Source organism: Pseudomonas sp. JY-Q (assembly GCF_001655295.1).
In the GTDB taxonomy this organism is placed as follows: domain Bacteria; phylum Pseudomonadota; class Gammaproteobacteria; order Pseudomonadales; family Pseudomonadaceae; genus Aquipseudomonas; species Aquipseudomonas alloputida.
This window is the reverse complement of sequence record NZ_CP011525.1, coordinates 6,142,655-6,158,676: the sequence shown is the minus strand read 5'-3', so window position 1 is coordinate 6,158,676 and position 16,022 is coordinate 6,142,655. Positions and strand designations below refer to the sequence as shown.

At 54.4% G+C, this 16,022-nt stretch carries 17 protein-coding genes; 14 read left to right on the top strand and 3 right to left on the bottom strand.

Annotation, left to right across the window (positions count from 1 at the left end; all coding sequences use genetic code 11):
* Positions 1-46 precede the first annotated feature (46 nt).
* The 8 genes from AA098_RS27605 to AA098_RS27570 all read left to right on the top strand — a co-directional run bounded on the left by AA098_RS27605 (position 47) and on the right by AA098_RS27570 (position 7,304).
* Positions 47-1,963, top strand: a complete 1,917-nt coding sequence (locus AA098_RS27605; RefSeq protein ID WP_010951430.1) for a TniQ family protein — start codon at positions 47-49, stop codon at positions 1,961-1,963.
* 56 nt (positions 1,964-2,019) lie between these two features.
* The gene (locus AA098_RS27600) at positions 2,020-2,379 is read left to right on the top strand and encodes a histone-like nucleoid-structuring protein, MvaT/MvaU family (protein ID WP_010951431.1); all 360 of its coding nucleotides are present in this window, start codon (positions 2,020-2,022) and stop codon (positions 2,377-2,379) included.
* A gap of 645 nt (positions 2,380-3,024) precedes the next feature.
* Positions 3,025-3,867, top strand: coding sequence for a TIGR04255 family protein (locus tag AA098_RS27595; RefSeq protein WP_010951432.1), 843 nt, complete (start codon positions 3,025-3,027; stop codon positions 3,865-3,867).
* Positions 3,864-4,547, top strand: coding sequence for a transcriptional regulator (locus tag AA098_RS27590; RefSeq protein ID WP_126404318.1), 684 nt, complete (start codon positions 3,864-3,866; stop codon positions 4,545-4,547). Before AA098_RS27595 ends, AA098_RS27590 begins: the two co-directional genes overlap by 4 nt.
* A 2-nt stretch (positions 4,548-4,549) precedes the next feature.
* Complete coding sequence (locus AA098_RS29630; RefSeq protein WP_016497350.1) at positions 4,550-5,419, top strand: hypothetical protein; 870 nt, start codon at positions 4,550-4,552, stop codon at positions 5,417-5,419.
* Positions 5,420-5,729: 310 nt separating this feature from the next.
* Entirely contained in the window at positions 5,730-6,653 is a 924-nt protein-coding gene (locus tag AA098_RS27580) for a hypothetical protein (protein WP_010951435.1), read from the top strand.
* Between the two features lie 220 nt (positions 6,654-6,873).
* Complete coding sequence (locus AA098_RS27575) at positions 6,874-7,083, top strand: hypothetical protein (RefSeq protein ID WP_003298409.1); 210 nt, start codon at positions 6,874-6,876, stop codon at positions 7,081-7,083.
* Between the two features lie 14 nt (positions 7,084-7,097).
* Positions 7,098-7,304: a hypothetical protein gene (locus AA098_RS27570; RefSeq protein WP_003298411.1), complete on the top strand. Its 207-nt coding sequence runs from the start codon at positions 7,098-7,100 to the stop codon at positions 7,302-7,304.
* Positions 7,305-7,447: 143 nt separating this feature from the next.
* Here AA098_RS27570 and AA098_RS30010 read toward each other — a convergent pair whose 3' ends face one another.
* Together AA098_RS30010 and AA098_RS27565 are read right to left on the bottom strand one after the other, a co-directional pair.
* Entirely contained in the window at positions 7,448-7,576 is a 129-nt protein-coding gene (locus tag AA098_RS30010; protein WP_003253468.1) for a hypothetical protein, read from the bottom strand.
* A 122-nt stretch (positions 7,577-7,698) separates the two neighbouring features.
* On the bottom strand, positions 7,699-9,396 hold the full coding sequence (locus AA098_RS27565) for a phosphoethanolamine transferase (protein WP_003298414.1): 1,698 nt from the start codon (positions 9,394-9,396) through the stop codon (positions 7,699-7,701).
* A 490-nt stretch (positions 9,397-9,886) separates the two neighbouring features.
* Between AA098_RS27565 and AA098_RS29045 the strand changes: the two genes are divergently transcribed.
* The 3 genes from AA098_RS29045 to AA098_RS27550 all read left to right on the top strand — a co-directional run bounded on the left by AA098_RS29045 (position 9,887) and on the right by AA098_RS27550 (position 11,693).
* Positions 9,887-10,225, top strand: a complete 339-nt coding sequence (locus AA098_RS29045; protein WP_079732563.1) for a zinc ribbon domain-containing protein — start codon at positions 9,887-9,889, stop codon at positions 10,223-10,225.
* A gap of 54 nt (positions 10,226-10,279) precedes the next feature.
* Positions 10,280-11,185, top strand: coding sequence for a cation diffusion facilitator family transporter (locus tag AA098_RS27555; RefSeq protein WP_010951438.1), 906 nt, complete (start codon positions 10,280-10,282; stop codon positions 11,183-11,185).
* Between the two features lie 157 nt (positions 11,186-11,342).
* Positions 11,343-11,693, top strand: coding sequence for a DUF3147 family protein (locus AA098_RS27550; protein ID WP_011953105.1), 351 nt, complete (start codon positions 11,343-11,345; stop codon positions 11,691-11,693).
* Positions 11,694-11,725: 32 nt separating this feature from the next.
* On the opposite strand, the gene AA098_RS27545 is transcribed toward AA098_RS27550, so the two are convergent.
* The gene (locus AA098_RS27545; protein ID WP_010951440.1) at positions 11,726-12,052 is read right to left on the bottom strand and encodes a DUF2790 domain-containing protein; all 327 of its coding nucleotides are present in this window, start codon (positions 12,050-12,052) and stop codon (positions 11,726-11,728) included.
* Between the two features lie 651 nt (positions 12,053-12,703).
* Between AA098_RS27545 and AA098_RS27540 the strand changes: the two genes are divergently transcribed.
* The 3 genes from AA098_RS27540 (at position 12,704) to AA098_RS27530 (ending at position 16,003) form a co-directional block, all read left to right on the top strand.
* Entirely contained in the window at positions 12,704-13,684 is a 981-nt protein-coding gene (locus AA098_RS27540; RefSeq protein WP_003117291.1) for an IS5-like element ISPa41 family transposase, read from the top strand.
* 229 nt (positions 13,685-13,913) lie between these two features.
* Positions 13,914-14,588: a heavy metal response regulator transcription factor gene (locus AA098_RS27535; RefSeq protein ID WP_003253457.1), complete on the top strand. Its 675-nt coding sequence runs from the start codon at positions 13,914-13,916 to the stop codon at positions 14,586-14,588.
* On the top strand, positions 14,585-16,003 hold the full coding sequence (locus tag AA098_RS27530; RefSeq protein WP_010951441.1) for a heavy metal sensor histidine kinase: 1,419 nt from the start codon (positions 14,585-14,587) through the stop codon (positions 16,001-16,003). The genes AA098_RS27535 and AA098_RS27530 overlap by 4 nt, the downstream gene beginning before the upstream one ends.
* Positions 16,004-16,022 lie beyond the last annotated feature (19 nt).

The window sequence follows — 16,022 nt, the reverse complement described above, 5'->3', positions numbered from 1 at the left end:
TCTACTCCCCTGATTTTTATGTCTTCGATTTCATGGATGTGTAGGAATGTTTGGTCTTTTAATCAACCCACGACCACACCAAGACGAAAGTCTTTTGGGGTACCTGCAGCGCCTGGCGAAAGCCAACGGATTACCCAGAAAGGAACTGCTCACCGCCTTTGCACGAGCCGACGAGACCGATGTTGCGGACTGGCTGCAGATGATGGAAGGACCACTGAGCTGGCCTGCGGTATCTGCTGAGTTTCGTGATCCAAGGCCCAAGGGGGTCAAGTTATGGACGACTCATCACGCTCGTTACTGTCCGATCTGTTTGGGCGAAGCCGGTTATTGGAGAGAAAGCTGGGGCTTGACCCTGGTTACGACGTGTTCTGTCCACGGCACTGAACTCCACGGGCGGTGCCCCAACTGTCTGAAGGAAACCGATCCAAGCGCAATGAGTGCGAATAGTTGCCAAGCGTGTGGCACCTCATTGAGTGGGACCAATTTTGAGATCGCGCCGGCGAGTGATACGGCCGCCTGGCTCACCTCTGGCTTTGAAGATAGGTTTTACGCCGACTCGTTGCCAGCTGACGCGGGATTGGCGGCCCTCACCTACGAACAGTTTCACGAGTTGTCATCGCGTCTCGCTGTCAGAAGTTTGCCTACGGAAAGAACCCAGCCGCTGAAGGTTGCTGATTCGGGTTCGCTAGAGATATCGCGGCTTATGGCAAACGCGGCGGGCGTGGTTCTCATGAACTGGCCTCTCGCATTCAGAGAACTGCTGAGTGGCCTCAAGGCAGTCCATTCCGATAACGAACATTGGACGCTCAGCAGATCGTTCGGCCCGATATACCACGACATCCACCGTGATCTGGATGACTCTTGTTTTGACTTTCTTCGTCGAGAGTTCGAATCATTTCTGCAGCATGCGTGGGAAGCACCGTTAGCGAAGCGAAATCGCAATTTGAGTGAGGAGACGATTGAGAGACATCGTTGGGTGTCGTTCGATTCTGCTGCTGAAGCTTGTGGTCTCGGGGTATCAGTCATAAAACGCCTTCATCAGGAGGGACAAATCGCCTATCGGGAGAAGGTCCATGAAGATCGAGTCTTTACGGTCGTGGACCTGGATCATTTGAAGGCAATCTCGCAGCATCTCCAGGGCGTGGCTGATATGAAAGAAACCTCGACTTTGCTAAGCCTCTGTCGCAATCGGGTTAGGCAGCTGCTAGCTGGTGGTACCCTCCAGTTCTTTGGTGGAGAACCGCGCCCAGGCGAAAGGTGGCTGATTGACTGCCGCTCGATCAACGAATTGATTGATGAGAAGCTGCCTACCAGCTCTGACCAGAGCCTGGTGTCGATCAACTACTTGGCCAAGCATTCTCTGCCCAAGGGGGGTGGGTTGGTCGAGTTGGTTCAGGCAATACGTGCAGGTGAACTTCGCGCTTACGGCCCAGCTGAGAATGGCTCGGTTGCGGTAGGGGCGTGGTTACTCAAGCCGCAAGATTTTGCAGCGTGGCAACAAGCCCGAGCTGAGAACAAGAGTCCGGTCTTTCCCGGCCTGTCGGTAGTCAAGGCTGCTGCGCTGTTAGGCGTCAAAGAACAATGCGCATACGCGTTCGTTCGACTGGGTCTGCTATGGAGCACTGCTGTCGAACGAGGCCGGCGTACGCAATTGATGGTTAAGCCTCAAGCCATCGACAGATTCAGGCGTGGCTATATCTTGGGACCGGAGATTGCGGTGTATTTGGGGAAGTCGACCAGGGAGGCGTTCAAGCACCTTTGGGAGGCCAGGTTTCGCCCCGTTGCGGGGCCATCCATTCCAAACGCGGCTTGCCGGCAGTACGTTTGGGTAAGAAGCAAAAAGCTGATCGATTACCTCGCAAGTGAAGCCGCCCAGATCGACGATCCTGAAGCCATCACGTTTTTATCCACACCGATCGCTCAGCCTCGTGATTGCCGATTCAGGCATGTGGGATCAAGATAGTTAGCACGCTTTCTTTCTTGATTGCTAAAATCATCGAACCCATTTTGGAGAATCTTATGTCCCGTCTCGCTGAATTCCGCCTGCTCGAACAACAGCTCGCAGCCCAACTGGCGGAGCTGGAAGCGCTGAAAAATGACTCTGCCCTGAAGCAGGAAATGGAATTTGAAACGAAGCTGCGCAGTTTGCTCAACGAGTATGGCTACGGCCTGCGCCAAGTGGTGCTGATCCTCGATCCGCAAGCGGTGGCTTCCACTGATATGGCCCCAAAAACCTCTCGGAAACCACGCGAAGTAAAGGTCTACAAGAATCCACACAGCGGAGAGGTTGTTGAGACCAAGGGTGGTAATCAGCGTACGCTTAAGGCCTGGAAAAACGAGTATGGCGCTGAGGTAGTCGAGTCTTGGCTCGCCAATTGATTGCACTGCAGGCGGCTTCTGGCACGAGATGAATCGTGGTGCGCCCCGAATGCAAATTCCCATTCTGGGGCGTGACGAAATTTTCTGCGGGTGGTGGTGACACACAGTTTATGCGCATTAAATAGAGGTCCACTTCAAAAAATGGACTCTCCAAAATGCGGAATGCTCTCGTCTCAATCTCAGTGAACACCATCGCAAGCCTCCTGACTGCGCTTGTGCTTCACTGGATCACCCGTCCTCTTTCCGACCTCTCCATTCAGCCAATCACGGCCTCAAACTCTGGATCCAAGAGCTCTTCGTGCTCTTCGTAGATGAGAAATCTGGACCAGACAGCACGTTTCTGAACCACCCCATCAGAGCAAGCGTTCCCCTGGATTGAGCTATCTGGTGACGATTCGTTGAGTTTCTTCTCACTGCTAGGAAGAGCTCTGATTAAAAATTCGTGCTTCCTCAGAGGCTTAGCGATGGTGTCTGTAGAGGCTTTTCTGGAATGACGAGTAAGCTCCTGATGGAGGCGTTTTCTGCACTCCATCCCTCACGGGGACCGCTTGTCAAATCGAAAGGCCCTGCTATACAGTTCTTGTCAAAGGATTTGTCAAATGATGTAGAATCCGGTCCCTCGTTGGGCGCGGTGGAGGAGTTAACATGTCAGAACGCGAAGGGGTCTTAGCAAGGGCGCCGCTTATCTATGCGTTGAGCGTAATCAGATTTGCCCCGATTCTTAAGCTGCCAAAGCTGATCCCAGACATTCAGCACACGATCCGTCAGAGCCTCCCGGGCTTCTTCCAGATGGTCAAGGGCGTGCCGCCTGGGGTGATGCACAGCGGAGAACCGAATTCTTGGGCGTTCCTTAATCGGGATGCTGACTACGCGTGCGTGCTGGCCATGGATCACATGATCCTGCAAAGCACAAATTATCTTCATTTTGATAACCACTTAGCGCTTTTCCGTGAGTGCATTGAGGCGCTGGTAGGGCAAGCAGGTGCATTGGATATCACCGCTATCGGGATGCGGTACGTCGATAAAATTGAACCAGCTGAAGGTGAGACCCTAGCCGACTACCTTCCGGAAGCCATGCTCCCACTTAAATGCGATGAGCTAGCGGCGCATGGGAAAGTCCCCAAGGAGCAGCTTGGAATCTCTACTACCACCTACCATCTAGATCCGGAGTATCTGCACATCAGATGCTGGCGGCAGACTGGTATGTGGATACCGGAAGATTTGGTCGAGCCGGCCATGGTTTTCGAAATTGCTAAGCAATCGAGGAATTCATCCAAGCATGGTGCTCCTCTGCAAGGTGCATTTGTGCCTGTTAGCGAAAATGGTGCTCTTCTCGATACGGATGCGCATTGGCCGCTGCAGTTAGCCGAACGACTGGGAACCGAGGAGATCTGCACGAGACTCGACGGTTTGCATAAGACTGCTAACTTTGCTTTTAGGACAGTCGCGAAAGATCATGCCTTTGAGGTTTGGGGGAAGGCGAAATGACTACAGCAATGAATGGGCAATGGATTGATCCTACCGGGGCTGCTGTAAGCAGATCTTCTACTTGGGAAAACCCTGAAATTGCTCCGCGTGTAGGTAGCACGACAGCAAACCCTGTATTGGCGATTGCTTTCACAGCGATGCTGGCCGTTTCGGTAGTAGTCGCTCCTGGGACTGCCTCCCTGCCCTATCCACAACTTATCGGCTCAGCAGGCATGAGCTTTCATGGCGTGCATGCTGGTGCCTGGACCGAGGTGGACACCAGCCAGGATGCCAATGTTACCGAAGACGTAGCGCCGGCCTTAATCGAGGAGCTTAGGAGCGACTTCAAGTTGTCAGATAGCTCCATCGCGCAGATCTTCAACGTGTCTCGTCAGACCGTGTACAATTGGCGGACTGGAAAAACCGCCACTGGTTTTCCCGAGAGGCTTGCGGCTTTAACTGAGGCGTTGCGCCAAGTTAACGCCGAAGAAGCGCAGTATCTGCATCGGGTGCTTTTCTATCCAACCGCCGATGGCCGCCTGATTCAGGATGCGCTTTCGGATGAAGCGTGGAATCGAAATGGCGCTAAAGGTGTGTACGGAATGGTTGCGGAGTTGGCTGGCAAGGCGCAGCAGCTACGTGATAGGGACCTCAAAACCATCGCCAGGTTAGAAAAATCGGGCGGTTCGAATTTGGTTTGATTATGGCTGATACACCTGAGCAAGAGATCGTAAGTGCCATTAGCGCTGCTGGTTGGCTGCAAGGAGATACCGTCTCAGGTGACGCCTTGATTGAACACATATCCGAGGAGGTCCTGAAAGGCCAATTCGAGGGGGTGGCTCCAGCTTATTGGATGTTGGCCTCCCATTCCTGCACGGTGCATGCACGCAACCTTTGTGATGCGCCGTGGATAGAGTGGATTGCCGTTAAGGTAAAGAAAAAGGCCTTTGATAAGCAGCTGCACGCCCTCAATCCACGTACGCTGCACCTGCAGCACGCGGAAAAGCAGGTTTTGGAGCTCAAGATTCACAAGCGTGTGTGGACCAAGAGAGCCGTGCTTCCGACGCTCCACCGAAATCCGGTAATCACGCTGAGCGAAGAAAACGGTCAGTATTTCTCATACTGGATGTCCCACCATTACAACCGTATTGCGATGCCGGACGAGTTGGTCAACCGCCTGAAGGCAGACCAAGGTGACGACGGCATGAAGGGCATCGCCGTGCTTGTCGACGATTTCCTCCATCAGAACAACCAATTTTTCGCTAGTGCTTGGGTTTCCTTCAACCCCAAGGGCGAGATTCGCGACCCGGCTGAGCCCTACGAGGTGGTGTTCCGGTTTTTGACCAAACGAGAGCACGCCAGGCGCGCAAATGAGCTGCACGACCAGCTGAATGAATTGCTCGGGGTGGCCAGAAATCTCAACGATGGGCTGTACTTCGGTGGAGCAGACGTCACGGTGCTCCAAGACTTTACCATGCTCGATGCGGAAGACTTCGTGCGGTACAACCTTCACGACTGGCTCAGTGTTGGGGATACCGATGAAGATGAAGAAGGTGCCGATGATGCTGACTGAGCTGCTATCGGCCTCCCCTTTAGGATCTGGGTTTGACCTTAGCTGACCGGCTGCTCTACAAACCAATTGATTTTCTCCGGAGCCGGTGTCACTGTCGCTCCAAGAATAGCCCCCACGCCTCGGGCAGGTCCCAGACCTGTACTGCGCACCAGGGGGTTAGTTGTTTCTAGGGCCCGCCCAGGTCGATCAGGCATGCTTTGGGCGGGCCTCAAACCAGTGGGTGACCACCAAAAGGGTCAGTTAGGCCTACTGCTGCCTATCCTCGCTCGTTACCATCCAGAGACCCTCTATTGATACGGTTTCAGCAAAGATGGATGTCTATAAGGTCCGCATCGAAGACACAGAAAGCAAGATCATCGACAAGGAAGGTTTCGAGGCCGAGACCTTCCGCAGAGATCCATGGTACCAGCCTGGAAGTGCCGGCAAGCTAGCTCAGTTTGCTGTATGCCCGGCATGCGACAACCCTGTCCAGCTGGTTGGGCTGTATGAGCTACCGCCTAACGTGAAGAACCCATTCGGGAAACATGCTACTAAGAGCATTCGCGGCATCGCTCCATTTGATAGTGAGGCCCGTAACGATTGCCCGTACTTCCAGCCTCGCCAGCACAAGAAAACAGAACGAAAAACCAGGTTTGACGGCGTCCCACGGAAGATTCTCAAGCTATTGATCGAACAGTTCGATCGCGTGGTTTACATCCTGGAGAAAGAGACCCAACTGGTCCTTTCCGAGAACGCGTTGAGAGGCATGCTGCAGCGTTACAAGGGAGAGCGTGGCTACCTCTATACCGGCGCGACGCTTCGCAATGTGCCATGGATCTTTGCTTACATGTCGGACGCCACCCGCCTGTTTGGCCAGAAGGTCATTGGAAATGCTGAGCTGGTGAAAGCTATTGCCGCTGAGGTGCCAGGGGCGGAAATCAGCAGCACTGGTCGGCTGGAATCGAAGAAGGTGCCTGGTTCGAAGGCGGCATATTTTGATCTCAAAATGAGTTTCATCCGCCATCGAATCGTCAAAGACAGTGAAGCGTCCGGCTTGGTTGAAAGCATGGAGTTTGTAGTGTCACAGCCTCGCGGAGGTGAGCTTGAGCACATTCACAAGGAAGTCATCAAATTCGATTCGGCTTGGTTCGAATCCCTTATCCGGATGCCGGTTGATCATCCTTATCGCAGAATGGATAGAGTGAAGATGGCCCGGGAGGAACTGGGCGATCTGCTGGAGCTGACTCAGGCCTGAGGAGGCCTGTTGTAAACCACTTTTTTTCACTGTAACCACAGTGGTTTACAGTGAAAAAAAGTGGTTTACAACGTAGCTACGACACGCGCCCTGGCCACTCCCCAGGCCAGCGCGCTCCTCATTGATTCGTTCAGTCGGGCGTCGAACACCTATGCTGCTCGGGGCCTTGCCACGCCGCGGTGTCCTATAATTCATCTTCAGCTGAATGGAGCAAAATGTTGTGAAGCGCACATTCATTGGAATGGTCGAGGCTGGTGAGCCACTGATGAGGCAAGCGCTTGAAGCTATCCGACAGGCCCACGAAGCGGAGGCTGCTGGATTGCCAGACCTTGAGGTACAGCGTCTTCACCCATTGGCAGATTCGCTCTATCAGGCGGTCATTGATTTTCAGCTCCTCAAAGCAGGTAAACCACCGTCGACTATCCAGTGAGGACCTGCCGCTACATGACGAAAAAGATGCCAGCTCTTCTCCCCGACCACCCCATGTATACCGACGCAGTGGATGCGATGAAGCAATACCACGAGGCGCAGGCTTCTGGCTCATCTGCCGAAGAGGTTGAGCGCCTGCGTCAAATCGCAGAATCACAATTTCGGGCTGTCAGCGAGTATCAGCTCAACGCTCTGGGATATCAGTCTCGTCGTCCGCACTGAAGGGATAACCGATCCGGAGGTAGCTTCAGAATCCATCAAGCCAAGCGGAAGACTCACGACGCGGTCCGATTGATCAGCGAGACGGTCGGGAGGGTTTGCACACAGCCCCAAAAAAAAAGCAGCTCCCGAGAGCTGCTTTTTTCTTACTCCCCCTTTTTGTGCTTGTGGGGTTTCAGGTCCGGATGGTCCTTCTGCTTTTCAGGGGTGACTCGCTGCCTTTTGTCCGGAGTGCCATCTTCATTGGTGCGCTTTGGGCCTGGCTTGATGCTCATGCAAAACTTCCTTTTCCGCTTGGGTTGTTGAATGCAGCTATGTAATTAGTCCAGCTTCTCTCAGCTGTCAAAGCAGGCTGGTGCAGAACCGCCTGGCCGATGATCCGGTCCACATCGAACATTCAGAGGCCAGAATAAGAGCCTCCGACAAAGGGCTTACAAGGGGCAGTGAAATCCAGCGCTGAGCGATACGAAGACGTCTGGACGTTCATCATGCCGAGCACGGTGTGGAACAGGTTGTCGTGGCTCAGCGGGGACGTGGTTTGAGCTTTCAAACAACCCACGTTGACCTTTTCGCTCTTCGCGAGCGAGTCAGACATCCAAAGTACCAACGGCACCTTTGTTTGCTCGTCAGGAGCCATCGCGTAAGGCAGCCCGTGTAGATAGAGCCCACCCTCCCCCAGCGATTCGCCGTGGTCCGAAACGTACATCAGCGCAGTGTCGAACTTGGTGTTGGCCGCCAGGATATCGATGAGATTTGCAGTCACATAATCGGTGTAGAGGATTGAGTTGTCGTAGGCATTGACCACCTCCTCCTGCTTACATTTGTCGAGCTCGTTGGTCTCGCACACCGGTGCGAATTTCTTGAATTGCGAGGGGTAGCGCTTGTAGTAGGCCGGGCCGTGACTGCCTTTGTAGTGGAGCACCAGGACAGCATCGCCTTCCTGGCGCTTGATGAAGTCTTGCATCTCCGTGAGCAGCACCCCGTCCTTACACTCCTCGCTGGTGCACAGTTGGGAATCCGCGTGAGAGGCAGCCTTGTGGTTGGGAACCCTGTCGCAGACCCCTTTGCACCCCGAGTTGTTGTCAGTCCACATGACACTGATGCCAGCGCGTTGAAGCACGTCGAGCAGCCCTTCTCGGCTCTTGGCCAAGCCATCTTTGTACTGGGCCTTACCCACGTCCAGGAACATGCATGGCAGCGAGACCGCGGTAGCGGTACCGCAGGAGCTCACGTTCGTGAAGCTAATGACATTTCGCTTTTCTAGTTCCGGATTCGTTTCACGGGAGTAGCCGTTGAGGGAGAAGTTGGCGGAGCGAGCGGTCTCTCCTACTGCCAGTACCAGCAGCCTGGGTTTACGAGCCGCACCCTGTCGATTAACTACCGCATCAGTACCAATGGCCGTCAGCGTTTTAGGTGAGGCCAGCTGACGCTTCAGGTACCCATGGCCAGCCGCAAACAAGTTGGTAGGTACCAGAATCAGCCGGATCTCCCGATTGTTGCGCAGCAAGGAGGCATACGACTGGTACTGACTCAACGCGATGCCAGATAAGGTCAACAGAGCGAGCGACAGAGCAATGAACCTGCTGACCAAAGCTTTGGCCCAAGGCTTGCGCCGGAGGGGAACCCGGGCAATCAGGTAGACGGGCAACACCCCAACCATTGCGACCCAAAGACCGAGCTTCCAATTCAGCAGCTCGGTTGCCTCAGCGACGTCGGTCTCCACAACGTTGGTGAACATTGTGTAATCGATCACGATGCCGTAGGCATTCATGAAGTAACTCGCAAAAGACGCGCTGATCAGTACCAGGCACAGTATGGGTTTGGCCAGCCGCCCCCATGACAGCAAGCTCAGAACGGTAAACACCCATGCGAATACTATGACTGGGAGGCTAGCCGCTAGCTGCCAGTTCACTTCATCGGTTTTGAATACCAGCTTCCAGAGCACGTTCCAGAGCTCAGCGTTCGCGAATAGCAGTAACCAAAAAGTCACCAGGCCGATTAGCAAATTAGTACTGATGCCTTTCTGCCGCGCATTGCGAATAGCAAAGATCCATTTGCTTAACAGGGTGTGAACAATGGATTTGGAAGGTGTCATTATCAAACTCTGGAAGCTGCTTATCCATGGCGGTAGCTATGGAGTTAGCGGGAGCTACAAGGCAAACCGTCGACAGATGCTGAGCGATTGCGCAATGTGCGGAGCGTCAGAGGCCTTAGGCCCCTAGGCGTTGGGGACGCTTAGTATGTGTGAGGCATAGGGATAAAAAGAGAAATGAATCTCGCTGAGCGCATTATTTCCGGGACCTGATAACGACACGATGACCTCGGGATTACAATGCTGACAGAAATCCAATTACTGCTGTTTTGATTGTCATTGATCACGCTATGATCAAAATTAGGGGAATACTACCCACCAAAAGCAATGCTCCGCTCAGCTAGATAAATTTAATTTCACAAACAAAACGGTTTCGTTTTGTCGTAGGCTAATTTTGAACTTTCAATTCAACTTACAAGTCTTTCTCGCGAGCAGAACATAATTTTCAACTTTTGCTCGTTAATATGTCACCCATCAATGAGGGGCGAATACCATGAGCTTTTTCAAAAACATCCTGGGCGGGCACCATGGCCGTGGAAACCACGGTGGAGGCAAGCACCACAGCGGGGGACATGGGGCCGAGCAATATGATCGCCATGGCCGGCAGCAGGGCTGCGACGGCGGTAATCAGGTGTATGACGGCGGGCGCCCTCCCACTCCTGCCCCCATCAAAGATCTGCAGGGCTGCAGGCAGTGCCGGACGGCCAACGATCCGTCAGCACGCTTTTGTCTAAACTGCGGAACACCGCTATCGAGTGGTTGCACCGCCTGCGGCTCGCTGCTGAGTGCAGGAGCAAGATTTTGCAGTCAGTGTGGCCAAGCGACGCTCTAAGGCTAGGTAGACAGGAAGGCCAACGAGACCACAACCCTGCGCAAGGAGAAATACGTGGGTTCAAATCATGACCATGGCAGCGCTGCAGTACGCGAGGGGCATCAGAAGAAGCTAATCATGGCGCTCGGCTTGACTGGCAGCTTCATGATTGCAGAAGTGATCGGTGCGTGGATTACCGGCAGCCTGGCGCTGCTGTCGGACGCATCTCACATGTTCACAGATACTGCCGCCTTGGCGATCTCACTGATTGCACTTCAGATAGCCAAGCGGCCGGCGGATCAGAAAAGAACCTTCGGCTATGCGCGCCTGGAAATTCTGGCTTCGACGTTCAACGCCGTGCTGCTCTTCCTGGTGGCGATGTACATCTTGTATGAGGCCTACCAGCGCTTCTTCATGCCGGCGGAGATCGCTACCGGAGCGATGATGTGGATCGCAATCGCCGGCCTGATCATCAACCTAATTTCGATGCGCCTTCTGGCATCTGCGAGCAACGAAAGCCTCAACGTCAAAGGAGCCTACCTCGAAGTTTGGAGCGACATGCTCGGCTCGCTTGGCGTAATCATCGCGGCACTTATCATCCGCTTCACCGGCTGGACCTGGGTCGACACGATTGTCGCTGTGGCGATCGGCCTTTGGGTTCTGCCGCGGACGTGGCAGTTGCTTCGCGAAAGCCTGGGGATCCTCATGGAGGGTGTCCCGAGGGGGCTCGACGTTACGGCAATCGAGGCCACCATCCTCGGAGTAGATGGCGTGACGGACGTTCATGACTTGCACGTGTGGGCTGTCAGCAGTGGCAGTAACGTGATGACGTCGCACGTAGTGGTTCGGGATTCTGCAGATGGGGATGCTGTGTTGGCGGCCGTCGTGGATGCTGTCAGCGATGCATTCGAAATCCATCACTGCACCATCCAGATCGAGCGGGCAGCTTTCCACGAGAGCGTTCCCTCACCCTCGCACTGACCGATCGGTAAACACCATGCAAACACATCACCCTCCTGGCTGAGGGTGATGTTGCAAAAAAAATGCGGTGAGGGATGCCGTAAACGGCAGGAGCGCTTCAAGGGGGTTGGTGAATGGCTTCGCCTGCCCTCGTCAACAACCTCCAGAAGGCTCAGCGATGGCCTGGATCATCACGAAGTACCTACTCACTGCCGGTATAGTGATTCTCGTGTCAGAGCTGGCGAAACGCAGCGACAAGCTGGGCGGCTTGGTCGCCGCCCTACCCTTGGTCACGGTCGTGACGTTGGTCTGGCTCTATTTAGAGAACCAGAGCATGGAGAAGATCTCCAACCATGCTTGGTACACGTTCTGGTACGTGCTTCCGACCCTGCCGATGTTTATTGCTTTTCCATTGCTGCTACCTAAGCTCGGCTTTTGGCCGACACTGATCAGCAGCATCCTCATCACAATGGCCAGCTTCGGAGGCTTCGCCATACTGCTGCGCCGGTTCGGCATTGAGCTTCTATGATCCGGTGGCCGCAGGGATCATCTTGATGAGTCTTAACGGCTATTAACACACTCGCCCTTCACCAGGTAGCGAACCATGTGCAGTTCGCCTTTCGAGTCTTCGTAGGTCATCATGCTTCTTACATTACCGCAGTACCGCACATTGGGTGATACATACACCAACTTACCAACGTCCAGGTCCATGCCATAGGCGTAGTCTTCTAGTTGAGGCATGGGCTTTTTTACGCGTTGAGCATAATCCGCTGTAGCCTCTCTAGCAGTACGCTCGATGTGTTTATTGATCTCCATACCGCTTTGGGCATTGGCTGTTAGTGATGTAAAGAGCATAAACACGGCGATCGCTGATACAGTAGTGTTCATAAGAAGTCCCTTAATAAAAAAGCGCCCGTAGGGGGGCGCTAAAATTCACCTACCAAAGGAGCGTATGGTTTACAGGTGAATGCACTGGCGCGAACAACTGCTCGGTGCTCTTGCCAAGCTGCTTTGAAATGAGACAATTTCCAAAGCAGCGATGCCTCTTCCGCTGCCCTTAAACTAGCAAAGGAGGCTAACACCAAGATGATCGTGCAATTACAATTTGGACATGTAATAGATTGTAAGATAATTATTCGAGAGAATATCGAGCCGCCACGTGAACTAATTTGCAGAAAGGCGCTGCGGTTTGCGGCCGTGCATGGGGTCTGCCTGCGTGGCGCCCTCGATCCAAGGCCAGTACCAGTCCTTGCAAGCTAACGACCGAAATGCTGCCTGTCCTGGCCGATTCCACCTGCCAGGCGAATCTGTCATACACCGCCGCAGGCCCCAGAATCCGCTATGCTTAGGGGTGGAGCCTGCATGACTGTCAGAAATCTTGCGGCTACATTACAAATTTGTAGGATTTCGCCGCGGCCAGCTTCTTCGCGTTAAGATTCAAGCGTCCTCAGGTGACCCGGCGTATGGACAGAGGTAGGGAATCTCCGAACAAGCCTTCAGTTATGCGAGAATCCCCGCAACACCTGATCCGAGCCGCCCATGAGCCAGATGAGCTTTTCCGACTTTGAGTACGCCGGCAAGCGCAAGCAAACCCGCCGAGAGCGCTTCCTCGCCGAAATGGATCAGGTGGTGCCCTGGGCAGGCCTGCTGGAGCTGATCGAACCGTTCTACCCCAAGGCCGGCGGCGGTAGAAAACCCTATCCTCTGGAAACCATGCTGCGCATCCATCTGTTGCAGAACTGGTTCTCCCTGAGCGACCCGGCCATGGAGGAAGCGCTCTACGAAATCACGCCCATGCGCCAGTTCGCACGCCTGACGCTGAGCGCGCCAATCCCCGAAGACACCACGATCATGAACTTCCGGCACTTGCTGGAGAAGCATCAGCTCGCACCGGCAATCCTTGCGGTCATCAATGGTTATCTGCAGGAAAAAGGCCTGTCGCTGCGCCAAGGCACCATCGTCGATGCCACCATTATTCATGCCCCCAGCTCGACCAAAAATAAAGAAGGCAAGCGTGATCCCGAGATGCACCAGACCAAGAAAGGCGGTCAGTATTTCTTCGGGATGAAGGCGCACATCGGTGCCGATGTCGAGTCCGGCCTGGTGCATCACGTCCATGGCACCGCTGCCAATGTGGCCGATGTCACGCAGGTGGCTGAACTGCTGCATGGCGAAGAAAACGCCGTGTATGCAGATGCCGGTTACACCGGTGTCGAAAGGCGCGAAGAGCATGAAAATCGGGGGGTGATCTGGCAGATTGCAGCGCGTCGCAGCACCTATTCCAAGCTGAACCAGCGCAGCGTACTGTACAAAGCCAAGCGCAAGATCGAGTTCTGCAAGGCTCAGACACGGGCCAAGGTCGAGCATCCGTTTCGCGTGATCAAGCGGCAGTTTGGTTACGTGAAAATACGTTTTCGTGGGCTGATGAAAAACACGGCTCAGTTGACCACGCTGTTCGCCCTGGCAAACCTGTGGAGGGTTCGAAAACAGCTCATGGGTATGGGTGAGGTTCGCGTTTAACACGGAGAACCGGTCGAAAAAGCTCTCCGTACATGATTTTTCGGTCACTTTTCGTCCAATGACGCTGTAGGTGCCTGGAAAATTGCAACTTGCCGCGGCTGCACGACAAGTTGATCGGAGCATCCGTAGCGACTACCACATGCCATACCCTCAGCCAAACTTTCGAACAGCCTGCAACCATAATCTTGGCGGATTAGGCCAACTCCTTCCTCACACCTTGAGATAAGTTATGCGCGTTCTAGTTGTGGAAGACGAAATTAAAACTGCCGAATATCTTCAGCAGGGCCTATCCGAAAGCGGGTATGTCGTAGATATCGTGCACAACGGTGTAGATGCTCTGCACTTGTTCAACACTAATGTCTATTCGTTGGTCCTCCTGGACGTGAACCTCCCGGGTATCGACGGCTGGGACCTGCTGGAAACCATCCGTAAGACCAGCCGGGTCCGCATCATCATGCTGACCGCCCGCGGACGCATCAATGACAAGCTCAAGGGCTTGGACGGCGGCGCGGATGACTACCTTGTGAAGCCATTCGAATTCCCTGAGCTGCTTGCTCGCATCCGTTCGCTGCAACGCCGTGGTGATGAGTTAGTCGAGAAGAGCTCGCTGAAAATTGCCGATCTGGAACTCGACTCCGTCCGCCATCGCGTCTTCCGCGGTGGCACACGCATCGATCTCACCACCAAGGAATTTGCGCTTCTGCACCTGCTCATGAGCCGAACGGGCGAAGCGCTGACTCGCTCTCAGATCATCTCGTTGGTCTGGGATATGAATTTCGATTGCGACACCAATGTCATCGATGTAGCCATCCGGCGCTTGCGCTCGAAGATCGATGACCCGTTTGAAACCAAGCTCATTCACACGCTTCGTGGCGTTGGGTACGTTTTTGAGGAACGCGCATGAGGCCATTCAGCCTGGCTGCAAAGCTGGGGTTAAAAGTTGGGTTGATGAGCGCAGCGTTGCTGCTTCTGTTCGCCACCTTTGGCTATCTGATGGTAGGCAAGGCTCTGGAAAGAAATGCCAGAGCAGACCTGGAAGTAAAGATGGCGGGGATGGCTCACAACCTGTCCACCATCCCGGACATCTCCGGCGTCAACGCGGATGCGCATCAGCTTGTCGATTTGGTCATGGGCCACAACAACCTGTATGTGAGCATATTCGATACCTCACAGAATCAGACTCCCCTGCTCTCGATTGGCTCGAAACAGGTCAATCTGGAGGTGCACAAGTTTCAGCCGGCGGCCCAGCCCAAAGAGCACGAATGGCGTGATACGCAGGACCGTCCTCTGCTGAGTGCTTCTCGAATCATGCGTTTGGGCGATGGAACAGAGGTCAGCGTCTATATGACCATGGACCAGTCATCCAGTGAGGCGCTGCTCGATGCGTTGCTGACCTGGGCCTTGATGATGTCCCCCGTCATCCTCGCACTGATCTTGGCCATTGGCTGGTGGACTGTGCGCAGAGGCCTGCTACCACTGACCAAGTTCCTCAAGATCGCCTCGAAAATCTCAACCGAGAGCCTCGACCATCGCCTTCCAACTGATGGGATGCCGGCAGAACTCAAAATGCTCGCCGACGGCATCAACATCATGCTGGCTCGCCTGGATGATGGGGTTCAGCAGCTCTCGCAGTTTTCTGACGACCTTGCTCACGAACTTCGAGCACCGCTTTCCAACCTGATGGGCAAGGCCCAGGTTGCCTTGACCAGAGAACGATCGCTTTCCGAGTACCGGGAGGTTCTGGAGTCGTGCACAGAAGAGCTGGACCGCATGAGCCGCATGGTTTCCGACATGCTGTTCTTGGCCCAGGTCAGTCATCCAGCATCAATGGTGGAGTTCGAATCCGTCTCCTTGGTCGACGAGGTTCAGCGAGTGTGCGATCTCTTCAGCATTTCAGCAGAAGAAGGCGAGATTCAGCTGCAGATCTCCGGCAGTGATGACGTGGTGCGCGGGAATCGCCTGATGGTTCAACGTGCCGTCTCGAATCTGGTCTCGAACGCGATCCGTTACTGCCCTCGCGGCCGCACGGTCTACGTTAAGGTGCAGCATAGTGCGAGCGGTACGACGTTGAGTGTCGGCAACCCCGGCCGTGGTATTGCCAAGGAACACCACGCGCACTTGTTTGAGCGGTTCTACCGTGTGGACAAGAGCCGAGCACGGAGCGAAGGCGGTACCGGTCTTGGCTTGGCCATTGTGCAGTCGATCATGAGTCTGCACCAGGGATCGGCGAGCGTGGAGGTGACCGAAGAAAACTTCACCTGGTTCCACCTTCACTTTCCGGAAGCCCAGCAAATGCAGCCGGCAATGACCGCCGCTTAAATTGCGCAGACACGATTAG